Origin of the sequence: Allonocardiopsis opalescens (assembly GCF_003002095.1) — a bacterium.
GTDB classification, from domain to species: Bacteria; Actinomycetota; Actinomycetes; order Streptosporangiales; family Streptosporangiaceae; genus Allonocardiopsis; species Allonocardiopsis opalescens.
In genome coordinates this window covers 149,057-166,615 of sequence record NZ_PVZC01000005.1, presented here as the reverse complement: position 1 = coordinate 166,615, position 17,559 = coordinate 149,057, and the positions used below count along the sequence as shown (strand labels likewise).

Genomic DNA, 17,559 nt, shown 5'->3' with positions numbered 1-17,559 from the left:
CCACGTTCCCCACAGGTCACCCGCCGGGCGCCGACCGGACGCCCGCGCGTCGACGGCGCCCTCTAGCCTGGGCGGCCATGAGCCGTCTGCCGAAGGTTTTCAGCCCCCTCGCCGTCCTGCCGCTGACCGCCGCGCTGGTGCTGTCCGCGGTCCTGCCCGCCGCCGCCGAGCAGCTGCCGGCCGGCGACGCCGAACCGCTCGACCAGGCGCACGCCCACAACGACTACGAGCACGACCGGCCGCTGCTGGACGCCCTCGACCACGGCTTCACCAGTGTGGAGGCCGACGTCTGGCTGGTCGACGGCGAGCTGCTGGTCGCGCACGACCGCGAGGACGTGCGGCCGGGCCGCACCCTCCAGTCGCTCTACCTGGACCCGTTGCGGGCCATCACCCGCGCCAACGGCGGCTCCGTCTACCCCGGCTGGGACGGCTCCCTCCAGCTGCTGATCGACATCAAGAACGAGGGCGCCGCCTCCTACACCGAGATCGACCGGGTGCTGCGCCGCTACGCCGGCATGATGACCCGCTTCACCGACGACCGGGTGCACGAGGGCGCCGTCACCGCCGTCATCAGCGGCGAGCGCCCCCGGGCCCTGATGGAGTCGCAGCGGCTCCGCTTCGCCGGCTACGACGGCCGGCTCCCCGACCTCGCCACCGGCACCCCGGCCGCCTTCATGCCGCTGGTCAGCGACAACTGGACCAACCACTTCGACTGGACCGGCGAGGGCCCCATGCCCGCCGACGAGCGCGAGCGCCTGCACGCCCTGGTCGCCGACGCCCACGCCGCCGGTTACCGCCTCCGCTTCTGGGCCACCCCCGACACCCCCGGCCCCGCCCGCGACGCCCTGTGGACCGAACTCGCCGCCGCCGGCGTCGACCACCTCAACACCGACGACCTGGCGGGGCTGCGCGACTTCCTGCTCGCGCGGAGGTAGGGCGGCGCCGCTCCCCGCGCGCCGCCGTCCATGGCCGTGCGGGCCGCGCCAGGATGGCGGTGCAGCCCGCACGGCAGCGCGCCGCCGGCGGCCAGGCGATGAGTTCCGGTGCCGCCGCGGGTCCATATCCCGACGGGCCCGTACGGGTGCCGCGGTACTGGGAGGAACCGAGCGATGCGCAAGCTGGTGTACGCCATGTCGACCACGCTGGACGGGTACGTCAAGGGGCGCGGGGACGACATCTCGTGGTCGGGGCCCGATGACGAGTTGATGGACTTCCACAACCAGCAGACGGAGCGGTACGACACCTCGCTGTACGGGCGGGGGCTGTACGAGAACATGGCGTCGTACTGGCCGCATGTGCCCGACGACCCGGCGGCCGATCCGCGTGAGCTCGAGTTCGCCCGGGCCTGGCTGAAGCTGCGGAAGGTGGTCTTCTCCACCACCCTGGAGTCGGTCGAGTGGAACAGCACCCTGGTGCGCGGCGACATCGTGGCCGAGGTGGCGCGGCTCAAGGCCATGCCCGGCCGCGACATGGACCTCGGCGGGGCCACTCTGGCCGCGAGTTTCATCAGGCTGGGGCTGGTGGACGAGTTCCAGACCTGGGTGCACCCGGTCGTGCTGGGCGGTGGCACTCCGTTCCTGCCGCCGCTGGACTCCTCCTTCAAGATGCGGCTGATCGAGTCGCGCACCTTCCGCTCCGGTGTGGTCTACCTGCGCTACGAGCCCGTCCGCGCGGAGCCGTCCGGCTCGTAGAATTCGGGGTATGCGCCGGCCGAACAGCACCCTGATCGTCGTCGCGGGCGAGGCCGCCGAGCGGGTCGTCGCCGGGCTCGGCGAGCTGCCCAACGTCCGCGCCGTCACCGGCGAGCGCACCCGCGACGAGCTGCCGCGCGCCATCGCGTCGGCCGCCTCCACCTACGTGGTGCACGCCGCCGACCCGCTGGCCGGTGTCCGCGACGCCTGGGTCGGCTTCTTCGACGGCACCGGCGCCCACGGGCGGCTGGAGGCCGAGATCGAGCTGGCCGCCGGCTCGCTCGGCTCCGGAGCCGAGCTGCTGCCCGACTACTACGTGGTGCTCGACCCCGAGGCGCTGCCGGCCACCCCGAAGCACTGGTGGCTGGGGGTGCTGGCCGGCGCCGCACCGGCGCGGGTGGTGCCGGCCGCCGCCTCGGCGGGCGCGGTCCGCGACGCGCTGGCCCGGCTGCCCGCCGGGCGCTGGTGGCCGGCCGACCCGGCGGCGTGGCTGCGCGAGCTGCCGCGCACCGTGCCCGACCAGGCCGGGCTGGCGCTGCGGTGAGCCTGCGCCGATGCCGTGCGCGGGTCCGCCCGCGCTGACCGACCGGCACCGCGGCGAGGCGGCCGCGTACCGTGCCCGACCAGGCCCGGCCGGCACTGCGTTGAACTCGCACTCTTTGTGCGCGAGCCCCCTCCGCGCCGCCTAGTACGCGTACCGCAGGATCCGGCCCACGTCGCGCATGCCGGGCAGCAGCCCGAGCACCCGGAGCTGGATCCGGCCCGCCCGGGGCATCTTGTCCCGGCCGACCTCGATGCTGCGCAGTGCGTCCAGGCAGCGCAGGCCGGGGTGCCAAGCCTCCAGCTCGTGCGGATCGTCGATGCCCCAGTGCAGGGTGGCGCCGGCGTTGCGCACGGCGGGCACCAGCTTCTGCAGCCGGATGCCCACGGTGCCGTAGCAGTCGAAGAGCAGCCGGCCGTGCTCGAAGCGGCCGGTGATCCGCTGGATCAGCCGCCTGCCCTCGTCCTTGGTCAGGTACATGGTCAGGCCCTCGAAGACGGCGACCGTCGGACGGTCGGCGGGCACCTCCTCCAGCCAGCCCTCGTCCGTCACCGACGCCGCCACCATCCGGTAGTCGCCGGCGGGCTCGGGCAGCAGGCGGCGGCGCAGGTCGAGCACGCCGGGGTAGTCCACGTCGATCCAGCGGACGGTGTCCGGCGGGTCCATGCGCTGCGCCCGGGTGTCCAGGCCGCAGGCCAGGTGCAGCACGGTCGCGGTGGGGTGCTCGGCCAGGAACTCCCGGGTCCAGTCGTCCAGCTGCTTCCCGCGTGCGGCCACGCCCGCCGCCGTGGTGGGCTTGATGCGGGTCCTGGCGAAGTCGTAGTCGATCCGCTCGACCGCGTCGGCGGCCGCGCGGTCGGCGAGCACCGGGTCGGGTGCGCGGTAGTCCAGCGCACGGGCGTACAGCGTGGCCAGCATGGTCTCCTGCGCCCCGGTGAGGGTGATCTTCTCGCGTTCCATACCGCCCCGCCCTTCCGCGCCCGGACCCGCCTCCGGGCTGCCCGCACCGGGACACGCTACTCCGGCGCCCGGCCGCCGCCCGTCAGGGACGCGTATGGATTCGGCGGCACGGACGGGACCGGCGCCTCAGTCCGCCGCCCGGACCTCCAGCAGCAGCGCCTGCTGGGGGGCGAGCCGGGGCAGCGGCAGGCCGAGCGCGCCGAGCGCCCGGCCGGTGAGGACCGGCTCCGGCGCGCCCGGCCGCAGCCAGGCCGGGTCGGCGGTGCCGAAGCGGACGGGCTCGCCCAGCTCGGTCCGGGCGCGCACCCGGTACCGGCGGTCCGGGTCCAGTCCGGGCAGCGGGGTGCGGCCGGGCTGGGCGGCGCCGCTGGTGTCGAGCTGGGCCAGGCAGAACAGGGCGTGGCCGCCGTCGCGGGCGACCACGCCGTGCAGGGCGGCCGACGGGTCGGTCTCGTCGGCCCGCACGGTGCGGCCGCCGTGCAGCAGCGGGCGCAGCTCCCGGTACAGCGCCGTCCACGCGGTGAGCGCGGCCAGCTCGGTCTCGTCGCAGCCGGTGATGTCCCACTCGATGCCCGGGTGGCCGAACAGGGCGGTGGCCAGCCGGAAGGAGAGGTCGGCGGCGCGGCCGGTGCTGTGCGCGACCGGCGGGCCGACGTGCGCGCCGACCAGTTCGGGCGGCAGCAGCAGCCCGGTCCAGCGCTGAATGGTCTGCCGCTCCAGCGGGTCGTTGCAGTCCGACGCCCACACCCGCTGCGTGTGCCGGAGGATCCCGAGGTCCACCCGGGCGCCGCCGCTGGCACAGGACTCGATCTCCACCCCGGGGTGGCGGGCGCGCACCGCGCCGAGCAGCGCGTACAGCGCCTCGGTCTGCCGGCGCACCCCCGGCACCGGGCCCGAGGGCGACGCATGGACGGCCTCGTGCAGGTCGCGGTTGTGGTCCCACTTCAGGTAGCTGATCGGGTAGGCGTCCAGCAGCGCGGTGAGCGCGTCGTGCACGTACCGCCAGGCGTCCTCGCGGCCCAGGTCGAGCACGTACTGGTGCCGCCAGGCGCGGCCGGGCGCGCCGGGCGGGTGCAGCAGCCAGTCCGGGTGCGCGCGGGCGAGGTCGGAGTCGGGGTTCACCATCTCCGGCTCCACCCAGAGCCCGAACTCCATGCCGAGGCCGGTCACGTGCTCGGCCAGCGGGCCGAGCCCGTCCGGCCAGGTGACGGGGTCCACCCGCCAGTCGCCCAGCCCGGCGGTGGCGTCGCGCCGGCCCCGGAACCAGCCGTCGTCCAGCACGAAGCGGCCCACGCCCACCCGCGCCGCCCGGTCGGCCAGTGCCCGCAGCCGGTCGATGTCGTGGTCGAAGTAGACGGCCTCCCAGGTGTTGAGCACCACCGGGCGCGGCGAGGCCGGGTGCTCGGGCCGGGCGCGCAGGCTGCCGTGCAGCCGCTCCGACAGGCCGTCCAGGCCCGCCTCGGAATGGCAGAACACCAGGTCGGGGCTGTCGTAGCGCTCGCCGGGGGCCAGCCGGACCTCTCCGGGCGCCACCGCCTCCGCACCGCCCAGCACGGCGGCGTGCGCGCCGGCCCGCTCGGGCAGCCGCTCGACCAGGTACTCGGCGCCGCCGCTCCAGGCGACGTGCACGCCCCACACCTCGCCGGAGCGGAAGCCGAAGCCATGGGTGCCGGCCACCAGCAGCAGCGGGCTGTCGTGGCCGGGCCGGCCGCGCAGCGAGCGGCGGAGCAGGGTGCCGTCGAGCAGTTCGCGGCGCTGCGGTGCGCGCTCGCGCGCCCAGGCGCCGGTCAGGTCCAGCACCTCGGCCGCGCGGGCGGGCAGCGGCAGCAGCAGCCGCAGCGCGGCGAGGTCGTAGCGCGCGCCGGTGCCCTCGGGCGGTGCGATCACGCTGGCCGAGGCGCGCAGCACGCCGTGCGGGTCCAGCGCGTAGCGCAGCTCCACGTCCAGGCCGCCGCCGGGTTCGCGCAGGTCGAGCAGGAGGACGTGCGCCGCGCCCGCGGTGTCCAGGCTGTAGCCGTGCAGGGCGAGCCGCGGTGTGGTGGCGGTGCCGGCCAGGTGGCCGCTCAGCCCAAGGGTGCCCGACCAGCCGTCGGCCTGGGTGGGCAGCACGGTGAACGGGCGGGGCGCGTCGAAGGAGCTCCTGGGCACGCCGGTCGCGGCCGTAGCGCGCAGCTGGGCGCCGAGGTCCGCGTCGATCTCGCCCAGGTCGGCGCCCCAGTGCAGCACCTCGGGCAGGCCGCCTCCGGACGGCGCGAGATCGACCAGCAGGCTGCTGCCGGCCCGGCGGAGCACGGCGATCGGCTCGGCCTGGGGCTGCGGGCTCGTCACGGTGGGTCCTCCCGGTCGGGCTCGGTGCGGCGCGCCTCCGTGTCGGACCGGACACCGACCGCTTCCGTTCGATGCGGATCGCCGGTGATCGCGGAGCGTCGCCGGACGACCGCTTCGGGTCAGGATCCTAACCGGCCGCCCCGGTCCGCCGGGGCCGGGCGGGCCCGGCGGGCCGGAGCGGCCGCGCCGCTGCCACCACGGCCGTTCCGGTGGAGGGCCCCCACGCAGGCCGGCGCCGCCGCCCGGTATGCGGCCCGGATATGCGAAAAGCGCGGATCAATTCCGATCAGATCGGGAATGCGCCGGTAAAAGCGTTATCCGTAACCGGCACTCCATTTCCCGCGTCCTTTCCGTTATCGTCCTGGCAGGCCCCGCTCAGGCACGGCCCGCACTTCGTCCCGGAGTCGCGGGCGCGGCCGCGCGCACCCGAGGCGTGCGCGGCGGTGACCGGGGCCCACGCCTCCGCGCTGCCGCTCGGCGTGCTGGCCGGCACTCGTCGCCGGACGGCAGCGGGGGGCCGGAGCCGGCCCGTGTCCCGGTCCCGCCCCCACCCTCCCGGCAACCGTCGAGTTCGGCAGAAGGGACAGCCCCCCATGTCCACACGGAGATCATTCCTGGCCGGCAGCGCAGGGCTGCTCGGCGCGGCAGCGCTGGGCGGCGCCGCCTTCCTGCGGCCCGCACCGGCCCTCGGCGACGCGGTCCGCCCCGCCGCCCCGCTCTCCCGCAACGTCCACGCCTTCTACTACTCCTGGTACGCCAACCCGCAGGTCACCGGCGAGTGGCTGCACTGGCAGCAGGGCGGCTTCACCCCGCCGGCCGACATCGGCTCCGACTTCTACCCCGTCCTGGGCGCCTACGACTCCGGCGACTTCGCCGGCGCCGTCGCCCGGCACATGGCCTGGCTGAGCCAGGCCGGCATCGGCGTCATCTGCTACAGCTGGTGGGGCCGCGGCGACCACACCGACCGGGTGGCGCCCGGCGTGCTCGACGCGGCGCAGGCCCACGGCATCCAGGTGAACTGGCACCTCGAGCCGCACGCCGGGCGCACCTCGGCGCGGGCCGTCATCGAGGACATCGCCTACATCGAGGAGACCTACGGCTCGCACCCCGCCTTCTACCGGGCCGCCGACCTCGGGAACCGGGGCGCCTACTACGTGTTCCAGAGTCTGTTCATCGCAGACTGGAGCCCGATCGCCGCGCTCAGGGACGAAGTGATCATCATGTCCCAGACCACGGACGTGTCCCGCTCGCAGGACTTCGGCGGCATGTACACCTACGACGCCATCGCCGCCGCGGCCGGGAACCCGGAGTGGGAGGGCGCGGGCGAGTGGTGCGCCGCCAACGGCCGCGTCTGGGCGCCCTCGGTGGGCCCCGGCTACATCGACGACCGCGCCGTGCCGGGCAACACCACCCCCACCGTCGACCGCGAGAACGGCGCCGTCTACGACCGCTGCTGGGAGTACGCGCTGCGCGAGGACATGGGCGGCCCGCCCACCTGGGTGAGCGTCACGTCCTTCAACGAGTGGCACGAGGGCAGCCAGCTCGAACCCGCCACCGCCTCGCCGCCGGGCTCGGCGCCGTACCTGGACTACGAGGGCGCCTACGGCCGCACCGGCACCGGCGCCGAGACCGCCTACCTGGACCGCACCGCGTACTGGGTGGAGCGCTACGAGGCGGTCCGGGCCGCGCGGCGCTAACCGCCGCACGCCCTTGGTCGGCGCGCACATGACAGAACGCTCCCGGCCGGGCGAAAGACCCGGCCGGGAGCGTTCGGCAGCCGGTGCGACCGGGCCGGCGGCGCCGTCGTCAGCGGGCCGTGCTGCGGCCGGTGGCGCCGCGGCCGAGCAGCAGACCGAGCGCGATCATCGACACGGCCAGCAGGAAGTGCAACCAGTTGTCGGCGGTGTTCAGCGGGACGAAGTTGGCGGGGCTCTCGTGGTCGATCACGAGCCCGTAGAGCCACAGCAGTGCGTAGACGACACCGCCGCCGATCAGGAAGGACTTTGCCAGCGCCGCGGTCCGGGCCATGAGCAGCCCGGCGATACCGAACAGCAGGTGCACGATGTTGTGCAGGATGGACACCTGGAAGACGCCCATCAGCAGCGCCTCGGAATGGTGCCCGGCGAACTGCATCGTGTCGTAGCCGGTGGTGATGCCCGGCACGAAGCCCAGCACACCGATGAGCAGGAACACGATTCCGTATACGAGGGCGGCAAGCCGCACCGGCTCCTGACGCAGACCCGTGCTCGCCGCTGCTGGGTTACTCATCCCGTCCTCCTTGAGATAGACGAGGGGCCGCTACCCCTGACGGGGCCGGGATATGGGCGGATCGCGAAATTCCGCGGTCGCCCGGATGGACGGCCGCGTCGGCCGCGCACCGGAGCGCGGGATCCAGGGCCGCAGGACCGGACCCGCCGGCCGTCCGCCCCGTACGGCGGCCGTGCCGCGGCCGGTCAGGCGTCGCGGCCGACGGGGAGCCCGTCGGCCGGCGGCCCGATGTTCTCGCGCACCACCCACGCGTTCAGCCGGGCGTCCCAGTAGATCTCGGTCCACCCGCGGCGCGGCCTGCGCAGCCGCAGTTCGGCGATGGCGCTCAGCCGCTCGCCCGACAGGTCGGCCGGGATGCGCAGCACGGTGCGGGCGTCGAGGTCGTAGAGGGTGATCTGCCCGGAGTCGCGCAGCTGCTCCTCGGCGCGCGGACGCGTGGCGGCCGGAAAGAGTTCGCGGATGCGCTGGTAGGCGTCCTCGCCGTCCTCGGTGGCGATGGCGTTCGCGAAGGGATAGAGATCGGACGCCGTCAGCGCGGCCAGCAGCAGATCGGTGTAGGCGCGCGTGTGGTCGTCGAAGGGAGTTTCCGGATCAGTTTCGCCGTTGTCGGACACCGGCCCGCCTCTGATATGACCGCACCCACCAGAATGGGGAATCCGTATTCTATTTCGAGTGCTTTGTCGAGGCAATGCGAAATGGCGCGGAGCGGAACACGGGCCGGCGGCCTTCGGCCCGTGGCGCGCGCCAGGGCGCCGGCGCCGCCGCGGACCCCCGGCCGGGGCCCCGCACCGGCCGCCGTTTCCGCGCCGGGGCGGCGGGCAGCGGCGGGGCCATGCGCGAGGACGGCGAGGCCGAGGTGGTGGTGACGCCCTGCGAGAACGGGCCGCTGCTGGTACGCGGGGCGGTGCGGATCACCACGCAGGACGGGGAGTCGATCGAGGCGGGTCGGCGGACGATCGCGCTGTGCCGCTGCGGCGCCTCAGCCGTGAAGCCCTTCTGCGACGGAAGCCACAAGGCGGTCGGCTTCACCGCCGGCAGCGGTCCCGACCGGCCGAGGGACTAGCGGCGGGCGCGGATGGCGCGCCAGCCACCCGAGCGGATGCGCCGCCAGGCGCAGCCTGCGGCCCCGGTAGCGCACCCCCGCGCCGCCGAGGTGCCGGGCCAGCGCCACCCAGCCGAGCAGCCCCCGCTCGGCCAGCCACAGCGGCGCGAACAGTGAGCAGCGGAACGGGAAGTACCGGGCGCCCCCGGCCCGGCGCCGGCCGGCCTCGGCCACCGCCACCGCCGCCAGCGCGCCGAGCGCGAGCAGGTCGGCGCGGCCCCGGGCGGCGGCGGTCACCGCCGCGGGCAGCACGGCGAGCGCCCCGGCCAGCCGCAGCGGCTGCGCCGTGTCGTCGTAGGCCTGGCGGAGCCGCTGGGAGCAGAAGTGCGCGGTGTCCGGCGGCAGCCGCCGGACGTACAGGTCGCGGCGGCGCGACTCGGCGCCGCCGTGCGCGAGCACGGTGCGGACCAGCTCCAGGTTCTCGAACATCACGTCGCCGTCGTAGCCGCCCATCGCGAGGAAGGTGGAGCGGCGCACCCCGAAGGTGCCGGGGTAATCGTGGCCGAGCGCGCGGTTGAGCAGGATCCGGCCGCTGTCCCACAGGGCGTGCCAGGGCAGCGGGTCGAAGTGGTTCTGCGGGCGCACCAGGTCGGCCTCTGCCAGCCCGGCGGCGACGGCGGTCAGGCCGGCGTCGTCGTAGCGCACGTCGTCGTCGGCGATGACGACCCGCTCGGTGCGGGCGGCCAGGACGCCGGTGGTCACCCCGTCGACCTTGCCGTTGGCGAAGCGCGTCCCCGGGTCGGGCGGCAGGTGCCTGACGTGGCCGTACCAGGCGTCGGCGTGCCGCTGGAACAGCTCGGGCGGCGAGCCGTCGACCACGACGACCTGCGCCCGGCGGGCCAGCCACTCCAGGTAGCCGGTCAGCTCGGGCAGCCGGCCGCCGTCGTCGGTCCAGCGCAGCGGGAGCACGTAGCTCAACTGGGGGGCGCTCATGCGGTGGCCGTCGCGATCGTCTCGGGGCGCAGCGAGCTCTCGCCGCTCCGCCAGCGGCCGAGCAGGTGCTCGCCGAAGACGCGCTCCAGCTCCAGGCAGGCGGCGGCGCCGAAGAGCAGGTCGGGGACCTGCTCGGGGTGCTCGCTCGCGTAGGTCCCGCACAGGTCGTGCGCGGCGATCTGCTCGTGCACGGCGTCGGCCTCCACGTGCTCGTCGTAGAAGCGGCGGGCGTCGGGGCCGCCGCCGAGCCGGCGCAGGCCGGCCGAGTAGTCGCGGTTGGGCAGCGACGAGGTCAGCTCGAAGGCGGCGAGGTGGCCGAGCAGCGCGGCGAGCCGGGCGCGGTGCAGGCCGAACAGCGACATGGCGTTGTTCACGGCCAGCGTGATCGCGGGCACCCGGTCCAGCTGTGCGCCGGGGCGGTCGTCGACGCCCAGGGCGCGCATGGTGGTGCGGAAGAGTTCGGCGTGCATCCGCTCGGGCCGCCCGCCGCCGTACTCGTCGGCCTGCACCTCCACCAGGGCCGCCTTGGCGCGGCCGCTCAGCCGGGGGATGCCCCAGGAGTGCGGGTCGGCCTCCTTCAGGTGGTAGACGGAGCGGTGCGCGACGAACTCGCGGAACTGGGCGGCCGTGGCCGAGCGGCGGACGAAGGCGGACAGGCCGGAGCCGGGGTCCTCGGCCGCCATCCGGGCCAGCGCGGCCGGCACGGCCGGCGGGGGGACCGGCTCGGGTTCGGGCACGGCGGCGCGCAGCGCCCGGTCCAGGGCCCGCTCCAGCGGGCGGCGGAAGGCGATCAGCGACGGCTCCCACTCCCACTCGGGGTCAACGCCGTCGAGCCCGGAGTAGTGCGACTCGTAGCACAGGTAGAGCGCCAGTTGGAGATCCTCGTCGGCCAGGGCGTCAGTCCCGTCGTACTCCGGCGCGGACGGGGCGGGCAGCGGCCCGCCGCCGCGTCCGGGCGGCGGGCCGGTCAGCGTGTCCAGCAGCAGGGCGCTCAGCGGTCCGCGCGGAGCGGGTGCGATCATCGTTCAGCCTCCCAGGCGGCCGGGCGCGGCCGGGTGGCGCCGTCGGCCACCGGCCATCTGCCCGGTCCGCACATGGGCTAACGCCCTCCCGGTGTGGTGCTTCGACGGCGTGCGGGACACCGCGCGGCTCCGTCGGCGATTACTTTCCCAACCATCGTGATTGCGGAAAGTGACACGGGGGCATCGGCGCCTCCATGATCCAGAAACTGAGCGATCTGGGAATCCGGTCCGAGCACGCCTACGCGGCGGGCTTCGCGTCCATCGGCGCCAGCGTGGCCGCGTGGCTGGCGTCCAAGAAGGCCGAGTCCGCCGGGATCGACCGCGCCGACCGCTGGGGCCTGTTCGTCGGCGAGTGGGCGCCCACCTTCTTCGCGCTGGGCGTCGCGCTGCGCATGGAGGAGGTGGCCCGCGCCAAGGGCAAGACCTAGCCGTACACGCGGACAGGGGCGGGGACGGCGTCCTCGCCCCTTGGGCGTGTCCGGGCCGCCGGCTCGGTTAGGGTACCCACGTGCGACCGAGTGCCAAGGAGCCCGCCGAGGGGGCGCGGATCAGGGACGTCGGCCCCGGCGACCTCGGCGCCGTCGCGGCGATCCTCGCCCACTACGTGCTGCACACCGCCGTCACCTTCGACGAGGTCCCGCCCACCCCCGAGGAGTGGCGCGAGCGCGTCGCGCACTACACCGGCCTCGGCCTGCCCTTCCTGGTGGCCGAGGTCGGCGGCCGGGTCGTCGGCTACGCCTACGCCAGCCCGTGGCGCCCCAAGGCCGCCTACCGCCTGACGGTGGAGGAGACCATCTACCTGGACCCGGCCTGGACCGGGCGCGGACTCGGCCGCCCGCTGCTGCGCGCGCTGCTGGACCGCTGCGCCGCCGCCGGCCTGCGCCAGGCCGTCGCCGTCATCGTCGACTCCGAGGCGCCCGCCTCGGTGGCCCTGCACCGCTCCGTCGGCTTCCGCCCGGTCGGCCGCCTCACCGGGGTCGGGTACAAGCACGGGCGCCCGCTGGACACCCTGCTGCTCCAGTGCGAGCTGGCGGCGGACTAGCGGCCCGCCCGGTCACCCCGGCCGCGGGCCGCCGCTCCCGGGGCCCGGCTCCGGCGGCAGCGCGACCGTCACCGCCAGGCCGCCCTCGGGCCGCCCGGCCAGCCGCAGGCTGCCGCCGTGCGCCGCGACGATGCTCTGCACCAGGGCCAGGCCGAGTCCGTGGCCGCGGCCGCCGGGCGCCGAGGCACGGCCGCCGGCGCGGAAGAAGGGCTCGGCCAGCAGGGCGAGCTTCTCCGGCGGCACCACCGGCCCGGTGTTGACGACGGTGAGCACCGCGCCGCCCGCCTCCGCGGGGCCGCAGGACAGCTCCACCCGGCCGCCGGGACGGTTGTGGCGGACGGCGTTGAGCAGCAGGTTGGTGGCCATCCGCCTGAGCAGCACGGCCTCGCCCGCGACCAGCGCGGTGCCCGCGGCGGACTCGATCCGCACCTTCGCCTCCGCCGCCTCGGGCCCGACCTCGGCCAGCGCCTCGCGGACCGGACCGGCCAGGTCGACGGGGCCGGGGTCCAGCGGACTCTGCCCGATCTCGGCGAGGTCGAGCAGCGCGTCGACGGTCTCGATACTGCGCTGGTTGGTCTCCAGCAGCCGCTCGGTCAGCGCGGCCACGTCCTGGCCGCCGGGGTCGGCCCGCGCCACGTCCAGCATCGCCTTGGTGGTGGCCAGCGGGGTGCGCAGCTCGTGCGAGGCGTTGGCGGCGAAGCGCTGGTGGGCGTGGAGCGAGCCGCTCAGCCGGTCGAGCATGGTGTCGAAGGAGGCGGCCAGCTGCGCGAACTCGTCATCGGGGCCGCGCAGCCGCACCCGCTGGTCGAGCCGGCCCGCCCCGGCCAGCACGGCGGTCTCGTGGATGCGGCGCAGCGGCCGCAGCATCCGGCCCGCCGCGACCCAGCTGATCCAGGCACCCAGCGCCCCGATCAGGACCAGGGCGAGAGCCGAGAACAGCAGCAGGGTGTTCAACACGTCGTCGGCGCTGGCGATCTGCAGAGAGAGGGCCGGCACGGTCTCCGTCGGCTGGAACGGCCGGGCCGAGCCGGACGGGGCCGGCAGCGGCGAGGCGGGCGCCCGCTGGAATTCGGCCGTGCCGGTCGCGCCCACCGACGCCTCGATGGCGTAGGTCGGCACGTAGCGCATGAACACGTAGACGGCGGCGAGCATCGCCAGCCCGGTCAGCACCGTCAGGCTGGCATAGGTGAGGGTCAGCCGGGCGCGGACGCCGAGCGCGGGCCGGCGCCGCGCCCGCTCAGCCACCGGACGCCTCGATCCGGTAGCCGACCCCGGGCTCGGTCCTGATCACCCACGGCTCGCCGAGCCGTTTGCGCAGGGTGGAGACGGTCACCCGGATCACGTTGGTGAACGGGTCGGCGTGCGCGTCCCACGCCTTCTCCAGCAGGGTCTCGGCACTCACCACGCCGCCGCGTGCGGACATCAGGATCTCCAGCACGGCGAACTCCTTGCGGCTCAGCCGGACGAACCGCCCCTCGCGGACCACCTCGCGGCGGAACGGGTCCAGCCGCACCCCGGCGTACTCCAGCACCGGCGGGGCGGCGGGACCCGCCCGCCGGTTCAGCGAGCGCAGCCGCGCCACCAGTTCGGCGAACTCGAAGGGTTTGGCCAGGTAGTCGTCGGCGCCCAGCTCGAAGCCGGACACCTTGTCGTGCAGCCGCCGGGCCGCCGTGAGCATTAGCACCCGGCAGGTGGAGCCGGAGGCGGCGACCTGCCGGCACACCTCGTCGCCGTGGGTGCCCGGGATGTCGCGGTCGAGCACCAGCACGTCGTAGTCGTGCACGGCCAGGTGCTCAAGCGCCGCGTCGCCGTCGTGCACCACGTCCGCGGCGATCGCCTCCCGGCGCAGACCCGTGCGCAGCGCGTCGGCGAGGTAGACCTCGTCCTCCACGATGAGCACCCGCATAGGACTCCTCCGTCCGTGTCTCGCGCAGGGCGTCCGTACGGGGCCCGCAGCCTAGTCCACCAGCGGATCCCTAAGGAGAACGTAAGCGCTTTCGCTGACGCCGCCCGAACGCCCGATCCGGTCGACTTGGCCCCGGCCGCGCCCCCGCCGTCCGGCGCGCGGGCGGCGGGGCGGCGGCCGCCACGGCACCGAGAGACCAGGAGGAAGCGGATGCGGACCACGACGAGGGATCGGCGGAGGCGGCGCGCGGCCGCGCGCGGTATGGCGCTCGCGCTGCCGTGCGCGGCGCTGGCGCTGCTGGCGGCCTGCGGGGCGCCGGCGGATTCCGGGGAGCCGGAGGCGGCCCCGTCCGACTCCGAGCAGGCGTTCATGGACTGGCAGCTCGCCTATGCCCAGTGCATGCGCGAGAACGGCGTCGACATGGCGGACCCCGTCCAGGGCGAAGGCGGCGTCTCGCAGGGCTTCGACCTGTCCGGCACGGACCCGGAGGTCGTCGAGCAGGCCGGCACCGCGTGCCGGGAGGAGCTGGGCGAGCCACCGGTGTCGGGGATGGACCGGGACCCCGAAGCGGTGCGCGAGGAGCAGCTGGAGCTGGCGGAGTGCCTGCGCGAGCAGGGCTACGACGTGGCCGACCCGGTGCCCGGCGAGGCGATGGGCCTGCCGAGCGACATCGGCGATGACGCGGCGAGCGCCTGCGGCCTGGAGGGCGGCTTCGCCCCGGCGGCGCCGCGGTGAGCCGGCGACGCTGGATTGCGGGCGGCGCGATCGGAGCGGTGATCCTGGTCGCCGCGGGGGCGGCCGGGACGGCCCTGGTCGGCGGGGCCGCGGCCGACGACACCGAGGCGCCGTCCGACGACACCGCTACGGCGCAGGTGCGGCGCGGCGACCTGACCGGCACCGCGACCGCCGCGGGCACCCTGGAGTACGCGGACCCCTTCGGCGTCGACGCGGGCGTCGACGGCACGGTCACCGCGCTGCCCGGCCCCGGCGAGCGCGTCGAGACCGGCGGGGAGCTGTTCCGGGTGGACGACGAGCCGGTGGTGCTCTTCCCCGGGAGCACGCCCGCCTGGCGCGAGTTCGCCTGGGGGATGTCCGACGGGCCCGACGTCAGGCAGCTGGAGCGCGGCCTGGCCGAGCTGGACCTCTTCGACGAGGAGCCCGACCAGGAGTTCACCTGGGCGACGGCCGCCGCCGTGGAGGAGTGGCAGCGCGAAGAGGGCCTGGAGGTCACCGGGCGGATCGAGCCGGGCCGGATCGTGTTCGCCCCCGGCGATCTGAGGATCGCCTCCGCCGAGGTCGACCCGGGCGACCGGGTCGGCCCGGGCACCCAGGTCCTGACCGCGACCGGGCTCGGCCAGGTCGTCACGGCCGAGGTGGACCTGGCCGACCAGGAGTCGGCCGAGGCCGGCGCCGAAGTCACCGTGAACCTGCCCGGCAACCGGCGGGCGGCCGGGACGGTGACCGAGGTCGGTGTGCCGACCGCGGTGGAGGACGACCTGGGGGAGACCGTCCGCATCCCGGTCACCGTCGAGCTGGACGACCCCGAGGCGGCCGGAGCGCTGCAGCAGGCCGGGGTCACGGTGGAGCTCGCGAGCGAGACACGTGAAAACGTCCTGTACGTGCCCGTGGGCGCCCTGCTCGCCCTGCCGGGCGGCGGTGTCGGCGTGGAACTGGCGCCCGAGGGCGGGGACGGCGGGGGCGGCCGCGTCGTGCCCGTGGAGACCGGGCTGTTCACCGACGGCTTCGTCGAGGTCAGCGGCGACGGTCTCGCCGAAGGGCAGCGGATCGTGGTGCCGTCCCGGTGAGCGCGTCCACGACCGAGCGGCCGGGTGCCGCGGCCGCCGCGCCGGAGCCCGACGGCGGCGCGATCATCGAGTTGGCGGAGGTCTCGCGCCGGTTCGGGCGTCCACCGGTGCGGGCGCTGCACCGGGTCTCCCTCACCGTGGGCCGGGGCGAACTGCTCGCGGTCGTCGGGCCGAGCGGTTCGGGCAAGTCGACCCTGCTCAACATCCTCGGCACGCTCGACCGGCCCAGCGAGGGCAGCGCGCGCGTCGACGGCCGGGACCTCGCCCGGCTGCCGGACGCCGAGCTGTCGGCGCTGCGCGCCCACCGCATCGGCTTCGTCTTCCAGCGCTTCCACCTCGCCGACGGGGTGAGCGCGCTGGACAACGTGGCCGACGGTCTGCTCTACACCGGTGTACCGCTGCGGCGCCGCCGGGAGCGGGCCGCGGCGGCCCTGGAGCGGGTGGGCCTGGCCGGGCGGGCCGGGCACCGGCCGCACCAGCTGTCCGGCGGCGAGCGCCAGCGCGTCGCCGTGGCCCGCGCAGTGGTGGGCGACCCGCCGCTGCTGCTCGCCGACGAGCCCACCGGCAACCTGGACTCCGCCTCGGGCGCGGCCGTGGTGGCGCTGCTGCGCGAACTGAACGCGGCCGGCACCACCGTCGTGGTGATCACGCACGACACCGCCCTGGCGGAGCGGATGCCCCGACGGATCGCGCTGCGCGACGGCGAGCTGGTGCACGACTCGGGGGCGGACGCGTGAGCGCGCCGGCCTCGCGGCTCACCGGGCGCGACGTGCTGCGGCTGGGCACGGCCGGGCCGAGGGCCAGGCCGGTCCGGGCCGGCTTGGCCGCGCTCGGCATCGCCATCGGCATCGCGGCGATGATCGCCGTCCTGGGGGTGTCCGCGTCGAGCCGGGCGCGGCTGGAGGCGCAGCTGGACGCGCTGGGCACCAACCTGCTCACCGCCGCCCCCGGCCAGACCGCCTTCGGCGAGGACGCCGTGCTGCCGCCCGAGGCGGTCGGCCGGATCGGCCGGATCGACGGAGTGCTCGCCGTCAGCTCCATCGGGCTGATCGACGGCGCCGGGGTGTACCGCAGCCACCTGTCCGACGAGCGCGGCACCGGAGGGCTCGGCGTCTACGCCGCCCACCCGGACCTGCTCGACGTGACGGCGGCGACGGTGCGCGCGGGGGCCTGGCTGAACGGGGCGACCGGGCGCTTCCCGGCCGTCGTGCTGGGCGACACCGCCGCCCGGCGGCTCGGCGTCGCCACGCCGGGCACCCAGGTCTGGCTCGGCGGGCGCTACTTCACGGTGACCGGCATCCTGGCGCCCGCCCCGCTCGCCCCGGAGCTGGACACCGCCGCGCTGGTCGGCCAGGAGGCGGCGGCCGGCCTGCTCGGGTACGACGGCAGCCCGACCACCGTCTACGAGCGCTCCGCCGACGAGGACGTGGCCGCCGTGCGCGAGCTGCTGGCGCGGGCGGCCGATCCCGAGGCGCCCGACAACGTGGAGGTGAGCCGGCCTTCGGACGCGCTGGCCGCCCGGGACGCCGCCGATCAGGCGTTCACCGGGCTGCTGCTCGGCGTCGGCTCGGTGGCGCTGCTGGTGGGCGGGATCGGCGTCGCCAACACCATGGTGGTGTCGGTGCTGGAGCGCCGCCGCGAGATCGGCCTGCGCCGCGCGCTGGGCGCGACGCGGGGCCACATCAGGGTCCAGTTCCTGGCCGAGGCGCTGGTGCTGTCGGCGGCGGGCGGGGCCGCCGGGGTGTTGCTGGGCGTCGGCGTGACGGGGGTGCTCGCGGCGCTCAACGGCTGGCCGCTCGCGGTTCCGCCCGAGGCACTGGCCGGCGGGCTGGCGGCGACGGTGCTGATCGGCGGGGTGGCCGGGTTGTACCCGGCGGTGCGGGCGGCGCGGACGCCGCCCACCTCGGCCCTCGACAGCGGCTAGCCGGGCGTGAGTCCGCGGCGGCGGGGGCCGCCGCGGA

The 17,559-nt window shown here is 75.6% G+C and carries 19 protein-coding genes; 11 read left to right on the top strand and 8 right to left on the bottom strand.

Features of this window, described 5'->3' with window-relative positions:
- The first annotated feature begins 77 nt into the window (after positions 1-77).
- From CLV72_RS17695 to CLV72_RS17685, 3 genes are all read left to right on the top strand, one after another.
- The gene (locus CLV72_RS17695; RefSeq protein ID WP_106247475.1) at positions 78-935 is read left to right on the top strand and encodes a phosphatidylinositol-specific phospholipase C/glycerophosphodiester phosphodiesterase family protein; all 858 of its coding nucleotides are present in this window, start codon (positions 78-80) and stop codon (positions 933-935) included.
- 174 nt (positions 936-1,109) lie between these two features.
- Entirely contained in the window at positions 1,110-1,691 is a 582-nt protein-coding gene (locus CLV72_RS17690) for a dihydrofolate reductase family protein (RefSeq protein ID WP_106247473.1), read from the top strand.
- Positions 1,692-1,701: 10 nt separating this feature from the next.
- The gene (locus CLV72_RS17685) at positions 1,702-2,235 is read left to right on the top strand and encodes a hypothetical protein (RefSeq protein ID WP_106247470.1); all 534 of its coding nucleotides are present in this window, start codon (positions 1,702-1,704) and stop codon (positions 2,233-2,235) included.
- A gap of 141 nt (positions 2,236-2,376) precedes the next feature.
- On the opposite strand, the gene CLV72_RS17680 is transcribed toward CLV72_RS17685, so the two are convergent.
- Both CLV72_RS17680 and CLV72_RS17675 read right to left on the bottom strand, forming a co-directional pair.
- The gene (locus CLV72_RS17680; RefSeq protein ID WP_106247467.1) at positions 2,377-3,192 is read right to left on the bottom strand and encodes a class I SAM-dependent methyltransferase; all 816 of its coding nucleotides are present in this window, start codon (positions 3,190-3,192) and stop codon (positions 2,377-2,379) included.
- Between the two features lie 126 nt (positions 3,193-3,318).
- Positions 3,319-5,520, bottom strand: coding sequence for an alpha-galactosidase (locus CLV72_RS17675; RefSeq protein WP_245930280.1), 2,202 nt, complete (start codon positions 5,518-5,520; stop codon positions 3,319-3,321).
- Positions 5,521-6,113: 593 nt separating this feature from the next.
- Between CLV72_RS17675 and CLV72_RS17670 the strand changes: the two genes are divergently transcribed.
- Positions 6,114-7,217, top strand: a complete 1,104-nt coding sequence (locus tag CLV72_RS17670; RefSeq protein WP_106247464.1) for a glycoside hydrolase family 99 protein — start codon at positions 6,114-6,116, stop codon at positions 7,215-7,217.
- Positions 7,218-7,326: 109 nt separating this feature from the next.
- Here CLV72_RS17670 and CLV72_RS17665 read toward each other — a convergent pair whose 3' ends face one another.
- On the bottom strand, positions 7,327-7,788 hold the full coding sequence (locus CLV72_RS17665; protein ID WP_106247461.1) for a DUF4383 domain-containing protein: 462 nt from the start codon (positions 7,786-7,788) through the stop codon (positions 7,327-7,329).
- Positions 7,789-7,973: 185 nt separating this feature from the next.
- On the bottom strand, positions 7,974-8,402 hold the full coding sequence (locus CLV72_RS17660) for a hypothetical protein (protein WP_106247459.1): 429 nt from the start codon (positions 8,400-8,402) through the stop codon (positions 7,974-7,976).
- A gap of 74 nt (positions 8,403-8,476) precedes the next feature.
- Here CLV72_RS17660 and CLV72_RS33815 point away from each other — a divergent pair, with 74 nt between their 5' ends.
- Positions 8,477-8,851 (top strand): CDGSH iron-sulfur domain-containing protein, encoded by a 375-nt coding sequence (locus CLV72_RS33815; protein WP_342755671.1) that lies wholly within the window; start codon positions 8,477-8,479, stop codon positions 8,849-8,851.
- On the opposite strand, the gene CLV72_RS17650 is transcribed toward CLV72_RS33815, so the two are convergent.
- Together CLV72_RS17650 and CLV72_RS17645 are read right to left on the bottom strand one after the other, a co-directional pair.
- Positions 8,768-9,823: a glycosyltransferase family 2 protein gene (locus CLV72_RS17650; RefSeq protein ID WP_106247457.1), complete on the bottom strand. Its 1,056-nt coding sequence runs from the start codon at positions 9,821-9,823 to the stop codon at positions 8,768-8,770. The two genes, CLV72_RS33815 and CLV72_RS17650, sit on opposite strands and share 84 nt — an antisense overlap.
- On the bottom strand, positions 9,820-10,845 hold the full coding sequence (locus CLV72_RS17645; RefSeq protein WP_106247455.1) for an iron-containing redox enzyme family protein: 1,026 nt from the start codon (positions 10,843-10,845) through the stop codon (positions 9,820-9,822). The genes CLV72_RS17650 and CLV72_RS17645 overlap by 4 nt, the downstream gene beginning before the upstream one ends.
- Before the next feature lie 194 nt (positions 10,846-11,039).
- Here CLV72_RS17645 and CLV72_RS17640 point away from each other — a divergent pair, with 194 nt between their 5' ends.
- Entirely contained in the window at positions 11,040-11,273 is a 234-nt protein-coding gene (locus tag CLV72_RS17640) for a hypothetical protein (RefSeq protein WP_106247452.1), read from the top strand.
- A gap of 80 nt (positions 11,274-11,353) precedes the next feature.
- Complete coding sequence (locus CLV72_RS17635; RefSeq protein ID WP_211302934.1) at positions 11,354-11,887, top strand: GNAT family N-acetyltransferase; 534 nt, start codon at positions 11,354-11,356, stop codon at positions 11,885-11,887.
- A gap of 12 nt (positions 11,888-11,899) precedes the next feature.
- On the opposite strand, the gene CLV72_RS17630 is transcribed toward CLV72_RS17635, so the two are convergent.
- Together CLV72_RS17630 and CLV72_RS17625 are read right to left on the bottom strand one after the other, a co-directional pair.
- A complete protein-coding gene (locus CLV72_RS17630; RefSeq protein ID WP_211302933.1) occupies positions 11,900-13,132 on the bottom strand; it encodes a sensor histidine kinase in 1,233 nt (410 codons plus the stop codon).
- Complete coding sequence (locus tag CLV72_RS17625) at positions 13,125-13,793, bottom strand: response regulator transcription factor (protein ID WP_106247449.1); 669 nt, start codon at positions 13,791-13,793, stop codon at positions 13,125-13,127. The genes CLV72_RS17630 and CLV72_RS17625 overlap by 8 nt, the downstream gene beginning before the upstream one ends.
- Positions 13,794-14,003: 210 nt before the next feature.
- On the opposite strand from CLV72_RS17625, the gene CLV72_RS17620 reads away from it, so the two are divergent.
- The 4 genes from CLV72_RS17620 (at position 14,004) to CLV72_RS17605 (ending at position 17,522) form a co-directional block, all read left to right on the top strand.
- Positions 14,004-14,528 carry a hypothetical protein gene (locus CLV72_RS17620; protein WP_146159468.1) on the top strand — a complete coding sequence of 175 codons (525 nt, stop codon included), beginning with the start codon at positions 14,004-14,006 and terminating at the stop codon, positions 14,526-14,528.
- Entirely contained in the window at positions 14,525-15,598 is a 1,074-nt protein-coding gene (locus tag CLV72_RS17615) for an efflux RND transporter periplasmic adaptor subunit (protein WP_211302932.1), read from the top strand. Before CLV72_RS17620 ends, CLV72_RS17615 begins: the two co-directional genes overlap by 4 nt.
- A 62-nt stretch (positions 15,599-15,660) precedes the next feature.
- The gene (locus tag CLV72_RS17610; protein WP_106248392.1) at positions 15,661-16,335 is read left to right on the top strand and encodes an ABC transporter ATP-binding protein; all 675 of its coding nucleotides are present in this window, start codon (positions 15,661-15,663) and stop codon (positions 16,333-16,335) included.
- The gene (locus CLV72_RS17605) at positions 16,332-17,522 is read left to right on the top strand and encodes an ABC transporter permease (protein WP_211302931.1); all 1,191 of its coding nucleotides are present in this window, start codon (positions 16,332-16,334) and stop codon (positions 17,520-17,522) included. The genes CLV72_RS17610 and CLV72_RS17605 overlap by 4 nt, the downstream gene beginning before the upstream one ends.
- The last annotated feature ends 37 nt before the right edge of the window (positions 17,523-17,559 follow it).